A 16,892-nucleotide genomic window follows, 5' to 3' on the forward strand; every position below is an offset into this window, starting at 1 on the left:
ATATTTAGGTGTATTTTCAGGCTCAAAGCTTGTCCTGGCAGGTAAATGTTGTGCCTATACGGTGGTGGAGATAGTGATTGACTTTTTAAGTATATGGGATAAAATACTCAAAGGCCTTCAAACCATTCGGTTTCAAGACTTTCTTGATGTTGCCATCGTATCGTACCTTATCTATAAGGTTATTAAGCTTGTGCGCGATACCCGCGCAGAGCAGTTGGTAAAAGGCTTTGCGCTGCTGGCAATCGGCTATCTGCTCGTAGCGCAGCTGCAACTGACTGCGATGAGCTTTTTACTTAAAAATCTCCTTTCTCTTGGCGTAACCGCATTGGTGGTGGTGTTCCAGCCCGAGCTTCGCCGCGCGCTGGAGCAGGTGGGCAGAACGCGTATCGGGCTGAGTATGTTCACCCCCGGGGATGTAGACGCAGATGAGCAGGAACGCCGTTGGCGTACTGCTATTTCTGCAATCTGTGACAGTACAAGCTTTCTTTCGCGCCAGAAGATCGGTGCGCTGATTGTAATAGAAAAAGAGACCAAGCTGGGCGAGATAATAAAAACCGGAACGATTATTAATGCCGATCCAAGCGTGGAGCTTATTGGCAACGTTTTCTTTCCGAACTCTCCGCTTCATGACGGAGCCATGATTATCCGAGGCGGCAAGCTGTACGCAGCGGGCTGCTTTCTGCCGGTTTCCGAAAACCATACCATCAGTAAAACCCTGGGTACCCGTCACCGTGCGGCTTTGGGCATGAGCGAAAACTCCGATGCTGTCGTAATCATTGTTTCGGAGGAAACCGGTATCATCTCGGTGGCTGAGAACGGTAAGCTTACCCGTAATTTTGACAGTGAAACGTTAGCGGAACGGCTGGAAAAAACACTCTTTACCTCTAAGATCGCCGAGCTCGCCGAAAAGCGTCCATCCTTCTGGAAGGTGAAATCCAAATGAAAAAGAACAAGTTTTCGTTTAAACGGCTTATCTATAACGACCGTATTCTTATGGTGATATCGGTTCTTTTAGGCATTATTGTATGGGTAATTATTGCTTGGATTGTAGAACCGACATTCAGCATGAGGGTGAATGGCATTCCCGTTACCTACGATAAAACCAGTTTGGATAAGCTTGGGTTAAGCGTTATTTCAGGTCAAAATGAAACAGTAAGTATTGAGGTTACCGGGAACCGAGCAACGGTTGGCGAGCTCACCCCCGATAATTTTATTGCAAAAGCCTCTCTTGTAGGTGTTGATGCTCCGGGTACATACTCGGTTGAAGTGCAGGTAAGTAAGAAACTACAGAATACCGATTATGATATCCAGCAGCCTCAAACGCCTATTCTTGTTTCTGCCAAATTCGACCGCTATGTATCAAAAAAGATTTCCTTGGGTGTTGATCTTTCCAAACTTACTGTTCCAGACGGTTATATTATGGAAGCATACTATATTACACCTACCGAGGTTACAATCTCGGGCCCGGAGGCCGAGGTTTCACGCGTAACCAGATGTATGGTGGAGCCGGAACTGCCTGAGACATTGAATAAAACCGACATTGAAAAAGGGCCGATTGTGCTCTATGACGCTTCAGGCAAGCGAATAGAGCTTGGAAACATGAAACTCGATAAGGATACCGCGGAAGTTACTATTCCGGTGCTTAAAAAGAAGGTGCTGCCTCTCCATGTGGGGTTCACGAATGTACCGGAGGGCTTCCCGATTTCTGACTTGGATTATACGCTTTCGGTTAATGAAATAGAAATTGCGGGTCCTGCTGAAACAGTAGACACGCAATCTAGCATTAACATCGGTTATGTTTCCTTAAAAGAAATTGGGCCGGAATATGTAAAATTATTTGATTTAGACTTACCCCAAGGCTTTGCCAATATTCAGAATGTAACCGAAGTTATGGTTAAAATTGCGTCATCCGGCTTTGAAGAACGCAAGTTCAATATCAAAAGCGCCAACATTCATTTTATCAACGAACCGGAAAACTATATGGTTAAGCTGGAATCCAGGGGTGTTAGTAACATCAAGCTGGTTGGCCCGCCGGATATACTGGATAAGATTACGGCCAACGATATTGTCGGAGAGATTGATCTTTCAGAAATTGATCTAAGTACAGGATCGCATAAGGTGCCGGTACAGATATTCGTTCCTTCCCGTGGCACGGTATGGGCCTTTGGCGATTATTCAGCTGTTATCTCGGTAAAAGAAAAATAGTTAAAATACAAGGAGCTTGGTGATATGCCAAGCTCCTTATCCAATACTCAGATGGGTACAATAAATCATAATAGGTACAATACCAGCTGAAATCAGCGGAGAAACGGGGTAACCATGGCCATCTTGGTTCCAAATATCAGCACAGGTTTAAACGAGCCCAAACAGGCAGCGATAACGCTCGCGCTTAAAAAGTTGGGGCTTACCCAAAAGGATATTACACGCGCCTACATCGCAAAATCTTCGGTTGACGCACGCAAGCGTGAGCAGATACAGCTGGTGTACTCCATAGGGATAGAAGCACCCAATGAGGCGGCTATTCTTAAACGCGCCGGAAGCATTGGGGCTGTTATACGCATCAAAACGGCTCTTTCGCTGAAAACCGGCGAGCAGACTTTGGCTTACCCGCCGGTGGTTGCGGGCTTTGGCCCTGCGGGGATGTTCGCAGCACTTCTTCTTGCAAGGGCGGGCTTTCACCCGATTGTGCTTGAGCGCGGCGGGAGTGTGGACGAGCGTGTCAATGCCGTAAACGCCTTCTGGCAGGGTGGGGCACTGGATGTAAACACCAACGTGCAATTCGGCGAGGGGGGAGCGGGTACCTTCTCCGACGGTAAGCTCACCACCCGTATCAACGATGAGCGCTGCGATTTTGTACTGGATGAGTTCTGCCGCCACGGGGCGCCTGCCGACATCCTTGAAAAAGCGAAACCGCATATCGGCACCGATAAACTGCGCGGGGTGGTAAAGTCCATCCGGGAGGAGATTATTCGTCTGGGCGGCCAGGTGCTGTTTCACACCTGCCTCACCGATATCACTGTAAAAGATGGCAGGCTCGTTTCGGTTACCGCAAACCATCAGGCAATCCCTTGCGAGACCCTGTTGTTATGCATCGGGCACAGTGCAAGGGATACTTTCTCCATGCTGCTGCAAAAGCAGGTTGCTATGCAGCCCAAGGCGTTTTCGGTGGGGGTTCGTATCGAGCAGCTGCAGCAAACCATCGACGAGGGCCTCTACGGGCGTTTTGCGGGGCATCCCGCGCTGCCAAAGGGAGAATATCAGCTCTCGCACCGCTTAAACGGCAGAGGAGTATACACCTTCTGCATGTGCCCCGGCGGCTTTGTGGTGCCCTCCTCCAGCGAGGAAAACGGGGTTGTAACAAACGGCATGAGCGAATATCTGCGTGACGGCATCAATGCAAATGCCGCTGTAGCGGTAGGGGTTGAACCTGCCGATTTCGGCGGAGGTATTTTGGATGGTATTGCATTTCAACGTCAGTTAGAATCTGCTGCTTTTCTGCACGGCGGCAAAAGCTACAAAGCCCCCGCCCAAACCGCGGGCAGGTTTTTAAACAGCCAGCCGGGGCTTGCGCTTGGCCGTATTCAACCAAGCTACGCCATCGGTGTAACCGAAGCCGATTTCACCAAGATATTCCCCCCGTTTGTTTCCGATATGCTCAAGCTCGGCCTTGTCAATTTTAACGCAAAGCTCAAGGGCTTCGCATCACCGGACGCGGTACTTACCGGGGTGGAAACCCGCACCTCCTCACCGGTGCGCATCCTGCGTGATAATACCCTGCAATCGCAGGGGGTGCAGGGGCTTTACCCGTGCGGCGAGGGTGCCGGTTATGCGGGTGGCATTGTCAGTGCCGCGGTAGACGGTGTTCGGATAGCGCAGGCGGTAATGGAGCGGTTTAGACCCTTTGAATAACTTATTTTTCATAAGAAAAGGACGGATTAACATCATCCGTCCTTGCTGCTTTATTTAGCCAAGATCGCCTTCACCACTGGCTCAATATTCTTTTCTCTCGTAAAATCTACCGGCTGCGAATAGGCCGCAAGCATGCCCCGCGCATCTGCATCGGGGTTCTTAATGCTTTTTAGCTGTATCTTCCTTAGCGACATCAAGAATTTATCAATGGGGCTTAATTTATTATAATTAAATCCGCCGCGCATCATAAAGAATTGAACCTGCTTTTGTTCTTCCGGGTTCAGATTGTGTTTCTTCACCTCGTCAACCACCTCCGGACGTACCGGTGAGGCTCCCGAGGTAAATACGATCAGCCTTTTCCCTTTTAACTGATCAAGGTTCTTCTTAATCAGCCTAAAACCGTTGATACCGCCGGCATAGAGGCCGCCGCCGTAGACAATCGTATCGTATTTCATAAGGTCGGTTATCTCAACGCCCTTGGCTTCCCTTAAATCGGCACCAACCGCCTTGGCAATCCACTCGGCGTAGTTTTTTACAAAACCGGTCTTTGAGCGGTATACTACAATAATATTTGACATAGTCTATCCCTCCCGCTGATGATATTCGTATAAATTCTATTATACAATTAAAAGCGTAGAGTGTCTATCTCATCCCGATTAAATGCCCACGATTATCTTTAGCCAGTGCCGTCAAAAAAGGTTGAATAACGGTAGGCAAAATGATAGAATACAGAATAGACCGTTAACGGAAAAGCAAGCCAATGCAAACTTTATGGGGGAAAAAGCTTTGGGCTATAAAAAATGGGTGCTGCCGAATATAGATAAAAGCCTGAGTGCAAGGCTTGCCGCCGAACTTGGGGTCTTACCGGCGGTTGCTGATATTCTGGTGGCCCGCGGCATAACCGAACCGAATCAGGCGCAGGCCTTTTTACATAACGACGCTGCACTTTCCAACCCGTTTTGCTTTAGGGATATGGATAAAGCCGTCGATAGAATCAACGAAGCACTGGAAAACGATGAGCAAATAGCCGTCTACGGAGATTACGATGCCGACGGTGTTACCGCAACCGCGATTCTGGTGCTTTATCTGGAGTCAGCAGGGGCGAATGTTACATATTATATACCATCCCGCGAGGATGAGGGCTACGGCATGAACAAGGCCGCAGTCGCCAAGCTGCATAAACTGGGTGTCAATTTGATTATCACTGTGGATAACGGCATCACCGCCAATGAAGAGATAGCCTACGCCTCCGAGCTTGGCATCGATGTGGTGGTAACCGACCATCATAAGCCAAAGGATATACTACCGAAAGCCTGCGCGGTGGTAGACCCCCATCGCAAAGACTGTGACAGCCCATTTAAAGATTACTGCGGCGCGGGGCTTGCCCTGATGCTAATCACGGCGCTTTCGGGCGGCGATTTTGATGAGATGCTGGATTTCTGCGGCGACCTTGCGGCAGTGGGTACTATCGCGGATGTTGTGCCGCTGGTGGGCGAAAACCGTATCCTCGCCTGTGAAGGGCTAAAACGCCTGCGAGACACCCAGAACATTGGCCTTGCGGCATTGATTGAGTGCTGCGGCTTAACCGATAAGCCTATCACATCCGAGGTGGTTGCTTTCGCAATTGTTCCACGCATCAACGCGGCGGGCCGTTTGGGGCTTGCCGAGGTCGCACTCAGGCTGCTTCTAAGCGATGATTACGAAGAAGCGATGGCACTTGCCCTTGAAATCAATAAAAATAACGCCCAGCGGCAGGAACTGGAGGCTGTCATCCTGCGCGATATCGGGCAGGAGCTTGCCAAACACCCCGAAAAGGCTGAACGGCGCGTAATCGTGCTGGCTAGCGAGGGGTGGCATCACGGTGTAACCGGTATCGTGGCGGCAAAGCTGGTGGAGCGCTACGCAAAGCCCTGCTTTTTAATCTCGATAGAGGGTGATACAGCCCGCGGATCCGGCAGGGGAGTGGCAGGCTACTCGATGTTTGAGGCACTGCTCTCGTGTGACGACCTGCTCTTGCGCTACGGAGGCCATACCGCGGCGGCTGGCCTTACGCTTGAAACCAAAAATATAGAGGCCTTTATACAGCGTATAGAGGATTACAGCCGCAAGCAGTACCCCCTCATGCCGGTGCATTCTGTTAGCGCTGACAGGCTCTGTGAGCCCGACGAGGTAACAATCGAGGAACTGCGAATGCTTTCGGTATTTGAACCGTTTGGCTGTGGAAACGAGGCTGTCCGCTATTGCTTTACGGGTCTTACCATCACCGAGATTACTCCCTTGGGCGGCGGAAAGCACCTGCGTCTGCGGCTTTCCAAGGGCAAAAAAACGGTGTTCGGTGTATATTTTGGTATGACCGAGCAAAGCTTTCCCTATAAGGCAGGCGATACGGTGGATATCTTGGCAGCCTGCGATATCAACGAATATCAGGGTAGGCAGAGCGTTTCTATCAAGATACGCGATATCCGGGCGTCTTCGTTTAATCAGGATCAGTTCTTCCGCTCCCGCGAGCTGTATGAGCGCTACCGGGGGAAGGAAGAGATAATATCGACGGATATTGATGTAATTATTCCAACCAGGGATGATGTCGCAGTTATCTATCGTCAGCTCAGGGAACACGAGCGTTACCCGTGGGGCGCAGTGCAGCTTGCGGCAGCGTCGCTTTCCAACTACGGCAAAACCATGGTTGCCCTGCAGGCGCTTGAGGAGCTTGGGCTGATTTCTACAAACATTGATAACAATCAATATATAATCTCAATTGTCAAGGGCGCCCCCAAGGCTAACCTTGCCGATTCAAAATTTCTGCAAGGGTTAAGCACACAAAGGGAACGCTGATTATTTAACGATTAATTCAGCGCACCCTAACACAATAACCGGGGGCAAGGGGCTGGTGACTGCGATGGACGATTATTTAAAAGAACTTCTGGACTTTATTGATAAAAATGAAAAGCAGTACGATAAGGCTTTAGTTACCAAGGCCTTTGAGGTTGCGCGTGATGCGCATCAGGGCCAGAAGCGGAAAACAGGGGAAGAGTATATTATACACCCCGTGTGTGTAGCTAAGATACTGGTTGAGCTTGGTATGGATACCGAGTCACTGGTTGCGGCACTCCTGCACGATGTGGTAGAGGATACCGAAACCTCGCAGGAGGAGATTACCCGCCTGTTCGGGCGTGATATTTCACTATTGGTAAGCGGGGTAACCAAGCTCGGCAGAATCCCGTATTCCTCGCGTGAGCAGCAGCAGGCCGAGAATATACGAAAAATGCTGCTCGCCATGAGCCAGGATATCCGTGTAATCATTATTAAACTGGCTGACCGACTGCACAATATGCGCACCATCGATGCCATGCCCCCCCAAAAGCAGCGCGACAAGGCCCTTGAAACCATGGAGGTTTATGCCCCCATTGCACATCGCCTAGGTATCCGCGCTGTAAAAGAAGAGCTTGAAGACCTCTCACTCAAGCACCTAGACCCTGTTGCCTACAACGATATTGATAAGGCACTTGCCATCCACAAGGAGGAGCGCACTCAATTCTTGCAGAATATTATCGAGCGCATTCAGGAGCGCATGAAGACTGACAGCGTTCAAATCTATCTGGAGGGCCGCGTTAAAAGCATCTACGGCATCTACCGCAAGGTGTATATGCAGGGCAAGGCACTGGAGGAGATTTACGATATCTATGCGGTGCGCATCATTGTGGATACCGTTATCGAGTGCTACAACATCCTTGGCATCATGCACGATATGTTTACGCCCATCCCCAACCGTTTCAAGGACTATATATCCACCCCCAAGGCCAACATGTACCAGTCGCTGCACACAACGGTTATCGGCAAAGAGGGTGTTCCGTTTGAGATTCAAATCCGCACATGGGAGATGCACCACACCGCTGAATACGGCATCGCGGCGCATTGGAAGTACAAGGCCGGGCTGCAGGGCAAGGATAGGCTGGAGGAGCGCCTTGCGTGGATACGCAAGCTGCTGGAATCACAGACCGACGACGTGGAGGAGATTGTCCGCACCATAAAAACCGATCTTTCTCCCGAGGACGTATTTGTGTTTACGCCCAAGGGGGATGTAAAAAGTCTGCCCGCAGGCTCTACGGTAATCGACTTTGCTTATGCTATACACAGCGCGGTGGGTAACCGTATGGTGGGCGCCAAGATTGACGGGCGCATGGTGTCTATCGACAGCGAGGTGAAAACCGGACAGATCGTTGACATTATCACCAGCAACGCGGTGGGGCGCGGCCCTAGCCGTGACTGGATTAAGATCGCAAAAACCAGCGAGGCAAAGAACAAGATACGTGCATGGTTTAAAAAAGAGCGCCGCGAGGAGAATATTGAGGAGGGCAGGCAGGAGATTGAGCGTGAGTTTAAGCGCAACAATATCCGTGTGCCCGATGAAGCCTACGATACCTTCATGGAGGACCTTGCCAAGCGCCAGCATTATGCCTCTGTGGATGAATTCTACGCGGCTATCGGCTACGGCGGTATCACCCTTTCAAAGATTATACCTCGCATCAAGGATGATTACCTCAAGGCATTCAGACCTGTGGAACCCATACAGACCATACCCAAGAAAACAGCGGCCAAAACCGTCTCCAGTGGCGTTATCGTCGAGGAAATCGACGGCTGTTTGGTAAAGTTTGCGCAGTGCTGCAACCCGCTGCCGGGCGATGATATCATCGGCTTTGTAACACGCGGCTACGGCGTTTCGGTGCATAAGCGCGACTGTGTGAACGTTGTAAACTCGCTTGAATCGGGCGACCAGCCCGAACGCTGGGTGAACGTGCAGTGGGCTGACGAGGTGAAGGAGACCTTTAAGTCCACCGTCGAGATTCTGGCGCATGACCGGCCGGGCATGATAGCCGACGTAACGGTTGCGCTTGCCAATATGCACCTGCAGATACACGAACTCAACGCGCGCGAGCTGAAGGATGGCTATGTGGGCATTCATGTCACCATCGGCATCTCGGGCAAGGAGCACCTGCAGAATATTATAAACAACCTCACTCGTATCGACAGGGTGGTTTCGGTTACCCGTACCGGTAAGTGATATATTTATATTTGTCTATATATTGGAAAGGACATACTATCTAACAATGAGAGCAGTAATACAGCGGGTTACCCAGGCTAGCGTTTCGATAGACGGCAAAATCTGCGGCGAGATATCACAGGGGCTTCTGCTGCTTTTGGGCGTTTACCAAACCGATACCGAGCAGGAGGCACAGCTGCTGGCCAGAAAGGCGGCGGAGCTGCGCATTTTTGAGGATGCGGCGGGAAAGATGAACCTTTCGCTTGCCGATGTAAACGGCGGTATGTTAATTGTCTCAAACTTCACCCTCTGTGCAGACGCAAGCCACGGCCGGCGGCCCTCGTTTATTGCCGCCGCGCGCCCCGAACAGGCGAAGCCACTCTATGAATACTTTGTAAACTTGGTACGGGAAAAGGGGATTACTCCGGTTCAAACGGGTGTATTCGGTGGTGAGATGAAGGTTTCACTGGTCAATGATGGGCCAATTACGATCCTGCTGGATACCGATGAATTAAAATAGAAGTATATTTACGCCTGTAAATATATAGGATGAGAGCGTGGGAAGTATTTTGAAGCTGATAAAACTCAAGGTAGGGCCGATGGATAATAACTGCTATATCCTTGCTTCCGGGCAAGGGAACAGCCTTGTGATAGACCCCGGCGCAGAAGCAGATACGATTCTGCAGGCTGTTACAAGCAATCAACTCTCCCTGCGCTATATTCTGCTTACCCACGGCCATTTCGACCATATCGGGGCGGTACGTGAGGTGCATCAGCAAACCGGCGCCGGTATTATCATCTCGCAGCAGGATGCCGAGATGCTTAGTGACCCGGAAAAGAACGTCGGTGCACGTTTTGCTCAGGATGATAATCGGTACAACCTTGCCGATATCCCAACCGAGCGGTTGGTGAATAACGGAGATATTATTACTCTGGATGAGATAAACGTAGAGGTTATTTCAACTCCGGGGCACACCAAGGGTTCGGTAGTGTTCAAGGTTGATGATATGCTGTTTACCGGCGACACCCTTTTTGCGGGTACCATCGGTATTGTCACCCATTACGGCGGTAGCTTAGCCGAGGAGATTGCTTCGGTAAAGCGTTTAGCCGAAACCCTGGAGGGTGACTATGCGGTGTTCCCTGGCCACGAAAAAGAAACCACACTGGAAACCGAACGCCGAACCAATCCTTATTTAGGAAATGTAAGCTATGACGATTGTTTTTAAAGGCCACGATTACGCTTATGAGGTAAGAAATGTCGCGCTGCTGTTCTTCCAAGGCGAACCCATCACCGAGGCCAGTGAACTGCCGGAGCAGGGGGATTACCTGTTTACCGAACTGCAAAGAGACGGTAGCTCCGCAAAGCTTACCCTAACTGTTAGGCTGAACGGTATCGTTCATTCCAGCTATGCAGAGGTTCCGCTGGATGTGCGGGCATTCGACAAGGAATGTGAACGTGTATTCGGTATAATGATGTACAGGCTGCTGTCGCCGCTTACCGGGGTTACGCCTCAATGGGGGATACTTACCGGCATACGTCCCGTCACGCTGGTTCACAAGCTTAAGGCGCAGGGGCTTTCGGAACAGCAGATTGTAAAGCACTTTGAAGAGAGCTATCTGGTTTCGCCGCGCAAGGCGTCGCTTCTGCTGCGAACCGCGGGCAAGGAGGCGGCGATTATACAAACCTCTGCGCCCAATTCCTTCAGCCTGTATATCTCCATCCCTTTTTGCCCCACACGCTGCCACTACTGCTCGTTTGTCTCCCACGCTATTGAAAAATCGGCGGGGCTTATCGAGGCCTACCTGCCTAAACTGTGCGAAGAAATCGCCCTTACCGGTGAGATTGCTGGGGGGTTAAAGCTGCGGCTGGAAACGGTCTACATCGGCGGCGGAACCCCTACCACGCTGTCGGCACAGGGGCTTATCACATTGTTTGCCGCTATACGCAATGCGTTTGACCTTTCCACCCTGCGGGAGTATACGGTGGAGGCCGGCCGCCCGGATACCATTACCGAAGAGAAGCTTATCGCCATTCGTGAAAGCGAGGCCACCCGCATCAGCATCAACCCGCAAACCTTTAACAACCATGTGCTTGAAGCCATCGGCAGACGACACACCGCGCAGCAAACCATCGATAGTTTCAACCTTGCGCGCAGGGTCGGCATAAACTGTATTAACATGGACCTGATTGCGGGCCTGCCTACCGATACCCTGGAGAGCTTTCAAAACTCTGTGGATACCTGCATCCGTCTTTCACCCGAGGATGTAACAGTGCATACACTTTCACTCAAGCGCTCTTCCAACCTCGCCTACAACAAGGCCGCGGAGCAGGGTGCGCGCGAGGGTATGGTTACCGCCATGACCGACTATGCCGAAACCATGTTACAGGGTGCAGGCTATAACCCTTATTATCTATATCGTCAGCGCAACACACGCGAAAACCTTGAGAATACCGGTTTTGCCAAAGAGGGGTATGAGGGGCTTTATAACGTATTTATCATGGATGAGACGCATACTATTCTCGCCTGCGGGGCCGGTGGGGTAACCAAGCTGCGGGAACCCAGCGGCAGCCGCATAGAGCGAATTTTCAATTACAAATACCCGCACGAGTATATCAGCGGCTTTGACGAAATACTATCAAGAAAAAGACAGGTGGAGGATTTTTATGACGGATGCGTTCTATGACTCACACTGCCGCGTACAGGCCGAAAAGATGAACGACCTTGCGGTTTCAGACCCTAAGCAGCTGGTGGCATTAAGCGAGCAGCGGTATGAGGCGCAGATACGCAATGTCTGCAGCTATATCTGCAACAATATGGAGCGTTCCCACATTGTACTGTTGGCGGGGCCCAGCGCCTCGGGTAAAACCACTACGGCGCACAAGTTCCGCAAGATGCTCAAGGAAGAGTTTTATGTAAACAGCTATGTGGTTTCGCTGGATGATTTCTATATCGACCAGTGCCGGCTGCCCACCCTTCCTGACGGAAGCAAAGACCTTGAAACGGTATATGCCCTTGACATTGACTGTATCCACCAATGCTTTGACCAGCTCACCAATACGCGCAGGGCAAGCCTTCCCACCTTTGATTTTCATACCGCTTCACGCTCCATCATTACAAACGATATTACGCTGGGCGACCACGAGATTTTGATTGTAGAGGGCATTCACGCGCTCAACCCGCTGATAACAGAGGGCTTGGACGCCTCAAAGTTCTTCCGCTTGTTTATCAGTGTAAAGGGTGAGTACAGCTTAAACAATGAGGTGGTGCTCACGCACGAGGACCTGCGTTTTATCCGCCGCTGTGTGCGCGATTACTACCACCGGGATTCCTCACTGGAGCGAACCACCGGAATGTGGGCCTCGGTGCGCGCGGGCGAAAAGAAGTATATCTCGCCTTATAAATGCTATGCCAACCTTACCATAGATTCATTGATTCTGTACGAACCGTGCATCTTCCACCACTTTTTATGTCCGCTCATTGAGCAGATGGATCCTAAGTGTGATATCTACCCGCGCTTTGAAAGGCTTTATCACATTCTGCAGTACTTTGCCGAATTTGATAGGCATTATGTTTCGGAGGATTCACTGCTGCGGGAATTCATAGATTAAGAAAGGAAGCATTTTATCATGAGTACTTACGATGATTTTACTGCCACCGCGCAAACAATCTTTGATAATGCCTGCAGGGCAACCGGTGATTTTGTGAATACCTCCCGGCTGCGCATCGAGCGTATGAACCTCGGCGCCGAGCTGGAGCGCAGCTACGCAAAGCTTGGTAAGCTCAGCTACAACATGAATAAAAACGGCGTAACCGAAAGCGATGCCGTCAATGAGATTATTGCCCGCATTGACAGTCTGCTCAAGAAGATTGAAGATATTACCGGCCGCATCAACAGCATGCAGCAGTAAATTCCTGCCCATACTTATCACGATTATAAAACCTCAAAAAAATCGAGCAAAAAGCTTGAATTTATGGGCTTTTGCGAAGATTTTTTTGAAAGGTTTTAATGAGAGATTAGTATTAGCGTACACCTGTTTAAAAGAGGCTTCTTTTTGCCATTTTGCCCGCATAGTAATATCTAGGCCGTACAGGCGTCAGCTTTGCCTGCACAGGTCTTAGGGCTGCTGTGCAGATTCAGCAGCCCAATGCAGGCAGAAAAGGTGTGATGGATGTGACCGCTAGGCGAAAACAAAGCTTTTTACACGGTGCGCTGATTCTGACTGCCGCCACCGTGATTGTAAAGATCATCGGCGCGATATTCAAAATCCCCCTCACACTGGTTCTGGGCGGGGAGGGTGCCGCGCATTTTTATACGGCCTACGATATCTTTAACCCCATCTCCGCAATAGCCATCGCAGGGCTGCCGATTGCAGTTTCAAAGCTTGTTTCCGAGAGTGTGGCGGGTGGCCGGTTTCGTGATGTGAGGCGTATCCGTAAAATATCGCTATATCTTTTCTTGGCAACCGGTACTGTCGGCTTTGTGGTTACCCTTATTTTTGCGCGGCCTTTTGCGGTATTGGTGGGCAACCCCAACGGAGCGGTTCCGGTTATGGCAATTGCCCCCGCGGTGCTGTTCCTTTGCCTGATGTCCTCCTACCGGGGCTATTACGAGGGGCTGCGCAATATGTACCCCACCGCTGTTTCTCAGATTACGGAGGCGTGTGCCAAGCTTATTTTAGGCTACTCGCTTTCCTTGTGGGTGCTGAAGCTTGGGCTTGAGGATTATACCAAAACCGGCACGGTTTTCGGCGTTGTGGTACAATCCCTCGAACAGGCAAAAACCGCGGTGCTGCCATTTGCTGCGGCAGGCGGTATTCTGGGGGTTACCCTAAGCACGCTGTGCGGTTTTGTTTACCTGTTAATCCGGCATATCGGAAAAGGCGATGGCATTACGAGCACCGAGTTCGCTGCAGCTCCTGCGCCGAAAGCCACCGGAGAACTGTTAAAAAGCCTCATTCGAATCGGCATACCGGTTTGTTTGGGGGCGTTGGTGGTAAGCCTAACCTCCACCATCGACCTTGCTTCGGTAATGAACCGTCTGACATCTGCTGTGAACAACAACCCAGAGCTTGTAATGGGCATGTACGCAGGCGTGCTGCCTCAGGATATGACCCTTGATCGTCTGCCGGCCTTCCTGTTTGGCACCTATAAGGGGCTTCCTATGACCATCTTTAATCTGGTGCCTGCCATCACCACAGCCTTCGGTATCAGCGTGCTGCCGGCCGTTTCGGCGGCGTGGGCGCGCAATAATACTAAAGAACTGAAAAAGAATGTTGAATCAGCCCTGCGCGTAACCTCACTCGTTGCAATCCCTGCGGGCTGCGGCTTAATGGCACTGGCAGGGCCGGTGCTTACGCTGCTTTATAACTTTAAGGGCGATGGGCTTGCCAGCGAGGTTGCCATTTCAACCCCGATTCTATCGTTTATGGGCATTAGTGTAATCTTCGTTGCCATTACAAGCCCTGTGAATGCCATATTGCAGGCAATCGGCAGGGCCGATCTGCCGGTGAAGTTCCTGCTTGTAGGCGGGCTGATTAAGCTTGCCGTAAACTATTTTCTGGTGGCCATCCCCAGCGTCAATATCCTTGGAGCGCCGGTTGGCACGCTGCTGTGCTACCTGTTTATCGTCGTTGCCAGTATGATTGCCGTAAGCCGCCAAACCCATATGGTTCCCAACCTGCTCAGCGTATTTGTAAAGCCTGTTATCGCAGGAGTTTTCTGCGGCGCGTCTGCCTGGGGCAGCTACGGGTTGCTTGTACGTGCCTGCGATGCAAGGGTTTCCACGCTTATTTCCATTGCAATTGCGGCAATACTATATGTTATGGTGCTGTTTTTAATCCGTGGCATTAGTTTAGATGACATTTTAATGCTCCCAAATGGAGAAAAAATTGCTAAAGTACTTGAAATGCACGGATTAATAGGGTAATATATATATGTTTTAACACATGGAAATTGGAGAATGGATTCGTGGAGTTTGAGTTTAAATCGAAATACGACGTAAACGATCTTCTTACGATTATGGACATTCTTCGCGGCGAAGATGGCTGCCCGTGGGATAAGGAACAAACACATTCAAGTATCCGTAAGAACTTCATTGAAGAGGTTTATGAGGTTTGCGAAGCCATCGATATGAACAATATTGCTCTGCTCCAAGAGGAATTGGGCGATGTGCTTCTGCAGGTGGTTTTCCATTGCAGAATGGAAAAGGAGCTTGGAAACTTCGATTTCGACGATGTGGCCGATGGTATCTGCAAAAAGCTGATTATCCGTCACCCGCATATCTTTACCGAGAATGGTAATTGTAAAACCTCCAGCGAGGTTTTGGTAAACTGGGAAAACATTAAAAACTCCCAAAAAGGCATGAAGTCAAGAACAGAAAGTATGAAGGATGTGCCCCGTGTTCTGCCGGGGCTTATGCGCGCGCAGAAAGTTCAGGCGCGGGCGGCAAAAAGCGGGTTTGATTACCCCAACATCCAGTATGCCTTTTCTGATTTGGTGAGCGAGCTCTCAGAGCTGATGCGTGCGGTCAGCGATAACGATCAGGCCGCCGCTTCCGAAGAGCTTGGTGATTTAATCTTTTCATGTGTGAACTTATCGCGGTTCCTCACGCTTGATGCGGAAGAGGCGCTTACCGCCTCGACCGACAAGTTTATATGCAGGTTTTCGCAGGTAGAAGCACTTGCGGATGCTGAGCGCATCGACCTAAACCATGCGGATATATGTGAGCTGGACAGACTTTGGAAGAAAGCAAAGGATCTTAGCAAAGCCCAAAACACTTAATTCGGAGGGAAAGAGAATGACGAAAACAGAGTTGATTAGTGCGGTTGCCGAGAAGGCAGGCATCTCTAAGAAGGATGCAGATAAGGCTGTAAATGCGGTATTTGATGCAGTAGCCGAGGCACTTGCCGGCGGCGACAAGGTTCAGATCGTAGGCTTTGGCTCTTTTGAAGTAAAGCCCCGCAGCCAGAGAGTAGGCCGCAACCCCAGAACCAAAGAGGAGATTGTTATCCCTGCTTCCAAGCTGCCTGTATTTAAGGCTGGCAAGTCTCTCAAAGAGCAGGTTGCAAAATAAGCTTGCTTTTGGGTTCATGTACAACTTTTAAGTTGCACAGTACACTGCGCATCGCCTTAAACGGTGCGCAGTTTTTTCTTATCCCGTTATATTTTTAAAAGGATGGTCAACCATGCGTTTGGATAAATATCTTAAAATAACAAGGCTCATTAAACGCAGAACCATTGCCAACGAAGCGTGTGATGCCGGGCGCGTGCTGGTAAACGACAAGCCAGCCCGTGCGTCCTACGATGTAAAGGAAGGGGATATCGTTCAGATTAATCTGGGTGCAAAGCCGCTTAAAGTACGTGTGCTCAAGGTAAGTGAGTATGCCACCAAGGACGATGCCTCCACCAACTACGAGGTGCTGCCCTGAATCAAACCAGACCTCCCAAGCATATAATACACCTTCCTATCATATCATTAAGTAATACCTGCCCCCAGGGCGTTGGTGTTACTTATTTTTTTGCAATTAAACAAGCTTTCCCATAAGCAGAAAGGCTGGTAATAGGGCATGGCTGAAGAGAAGAAAACCATAAAAATGCCGCACAATCTAATATTAGAGGGCAGGCGGGTACTAACGGTTTCGGGGGTAAACGACATCGACAGCTTTGACGAGCAGTCGGTAGTATTATTCACCGAGATGGGCGAGCTTACCGTCAAGGGCAGCAACCTGCATATCAACAAGCTGAATGTAGATACGGGAGAATTGAATATCGACGGTGATATTCATACCATGATCTACACCGACGACGATCCCAAGCGCAGAAGCTTCTTTGAAAAGCTGTTCAAATAATGCCGTCACGCTGGGGATAGTTGGTTTGCCTATTGAAGGAATGCCTTGCCGCAGCAGGGGAGTGCGGTAGCCTTTATGTTCAAAAACGGCAGGGCC

The 16,892-nt window shown here is 50.2% G+C and carries 16 protein-coding genes; 15 read left to right on the forward strand and 1 reads right to left on the reverse strand.

Features of this window, described 5'->3' with window-relative positions; all coding sequences use genetic code 11:
• The first annotated feature begins 73 nt into the window (after positions 1-73).
• The 3 genes from cdaA to BLR50_RS07035 all read left to right on the forward strand — a co-directional run bounded on the left by cdaA (position 74) and on the right by BLR50_RS07035 (position 3,909).
• Entirely contained in the window at positions 74-943 is an 870-nt protein-coding gene (gene cdaA / locus BLR50_RS07025; RefSeq protein WP_092640038.1) for a diadenylate cyclase CdaA, read from the forward strand.
• Positions 940-2,205: a CdaR family protein gene (locus BLR50_RS07030; RefSeq protein ID WP_092639967.1), complete on the forward strand. Its 1,266-nt coding sequence runs from the start codon at positions 940-942 to the stop codon at positions 2,203-2,205. The genes cdaA and BLR50_RS07030 overlap by 4 nt, the downstream gene beginning before the upstream one ends.
• Before the next feature lie 114 nt (positions 2,206-2,319).
• On the forward strand, positions 2,320-3,909 hold the full coding sequence (locus BLR50_RS07035) for an NAD(P)/FAD-dependent oxidoreductase (protein WP_092639969.1): 1,590 nt from the start codon (positions 2,320-2,322) through the stop codon (positions 3,907-3,909).
• Between the two features lie 50 nt (positions 3,910-3,959).
• Here the strand turns inward: BLR50_RS07035 and BLR50_RS07040 are convergent, their stop codons facing one another.
• The gene (locus tag BLR50_RS07040; protein ID WP_092639971.1) at positions 3,960-4,487 is read right to left on the reverse strand and encodes a flavodoxin domain-containing protein; all 528 of its coding nucleotides are present in this window, start codon (positions 4,485-4,487) and stop codon (positions 3,960-3,962) included.
• Positions 4,488-4,695: 208 nt separating this feature from the next.
• On the opposite strand from BLR50_RS07040, the gene recJ reads away from it, so the two are divergent.
• The 12 genes from recJ (at position 4,696) to yabP (ending at position 16,796) form a co-directional block, all read left to right on the forward strand.
• Positions 4,696-6,741, forward strand: a complete 2,046-nt coding sequence (gene recJ, locus BLR50_RS07045; RefSeq protein WP_162840356.1) for a single-stranded-DNA-specific exonuclease RecJ — start codon at positions 4,696-4,698, stop codon at positions 6,739-6,741.
• A 64-nt stretch (positions 6,742-6,805) separates the two neighbouring features.
• The gene (locus tag BLR50_RS07050; RefSeq protein ID WP_092639975.1) at positions 6,806-8,968 is read left to right on the forward strand and encodes a RelA/SpoT family protein; all 2,163 of its coding nucleotides are present in this window, start codon (positions 6,806-6,808) and stop codon (positions 8,966-8,968) included.
• A gap of 46 nt (positions 8,969-9,014) precedes the next feature.
• On the forward strand, positions 9,015-9,467 hold the full coding sequence (gene dtd / locus BLR50_RS07055; protein ID WP_092639977.1) for a D-aminoacyl-tRNA deacylase: 453 nt from the start codon (positions 9,015-9,017) through the stop codon (positions 9,465-9,467).
• 49 nt (positions 9,468-9,516) lie between these two features.
• Positions 9,517-10,173: an MBL fold metallo-hydrolase gene (locus BLR50_RS07060; protein ID WP_092639979.1), complete on the forward strand. Its 657-nt coding sequence runs from the start codon at positions 9,517-9,519 to the stop codon at positions 10,171-10,173.
• A complete protein-coding gene (gene hemZ, locus BLR50_RS07065; protein ID WP_092639981.1) occupies positions 10,157-11,632 on the forward strand; it encodes a coproporphyrinogen dehydrogenase HemZ in 1,476 nt (491 codons plus the stop codon). Before BLR50_RS07060 ends, hemZ begins: the two co-directional genes overlap by 17 nt.
• The gene (locus BLR50_RS07070) at positions 11,613-12,557 is read left to right on the forward strand and encodes a uridine kinase family protein (protein ID WP_092639983.1); all 945 of its coding nucleotides are present in this window, start codon (positions 11,613-11,615) and stop codon (positions 12,555-12,557) included. Before hemZ ends, BLR50_RS07070 begins: the two co-directional genes overlap by 20 nt.
• An 18-nt stretch (positions 12,558-12,575) precedes the next feature.
• Positions 12,576-12,857, forward strand: coding sequence for a hypothetical protein (locus BLR50_RS07075; protein ID WP_092639985.1), 282 nt, complete (start codon positions 12,576-12,578; stop codon positions 12,855-12,857).
• Between the two features lie 218 nt (positions 12,858-13,075).
• On the forward strand, positions 13,076-14,875 hold the full coding sequence (locus BLR50_RS07080) for a putative polysaccharide biosynthesis protein (RefSeq protein ID WP_092639987.1): 1,800 nt from the start codon (positions 13,076-13,078) through the stop codon (positions 14,873-14,875).
• Positions 14,876-14,916: 41 nt separating this feature from the next.
• Complete coding sequence (gene mazG / locus BLR50_RS07085; RefSeq protein WP_092639989.1) at positions 14,917-15,729, forward strand: nucleoside triphosphate pyrophosphohydrolase; 813 nt, start codon at positions 14,917-14,919, stop codon at positions 15,727-15,729.
• Positions 15,730-15,745: 16 nt separating this feature from the next.
• Positions 15,746-16,021 carry an HU family DNA-binding protein gene (locus BLR50_RS07090; protein ID WP_092639991.1) on the forward strand — a complete coding sequence of 92 codons (276 nt, stop codon included), beginning with the start codon at positions 15,746-15,748 and terminating at the stop codon, positions 16,019-16,021.
• A 112-nt stretch (positions 16,022-16,133) separates the two neighbouring features.
• Positions 16,134-16,376: an RNA-binding S4 domain-containing protein gene (locus BLR50_RS07095; RefSeq protein ID WP_092639993.1), complete on the forward strand. Its 243-nt coding sequence runs from the start codon at positions 16,134-16,136 to the stop codon at positions 16,374-16,376.
• A 138-nt stretch (positions 16,377-16,514) separates the two neighbouring features.
• Complete coding sequence (gene yabP / locus BLR50_RS07100; RefSeq protein ID WP_092639995.1) at positions 16,515-16,796, forward strand: sporulation protein YabP; 282 nt, start codon at positions 16,515-16,517, stop codon at positions 16,794-16,796.
• The last annotated feature ends 96 nt before the right edge of the window (positions 16,797-16,892 follow it).

Origin of the sequence: Acetanaerobacterium elongatum (assembly GCF_900103835.1) — a bacterium.
GTDB classification, from domain to species: domain Bacteria; phylum Bacillota; class Clostridia; order Oscillospirales; family Ruminococcaceae; genus Acetanaerobacterium; species Acetanaerobacterium elongatum.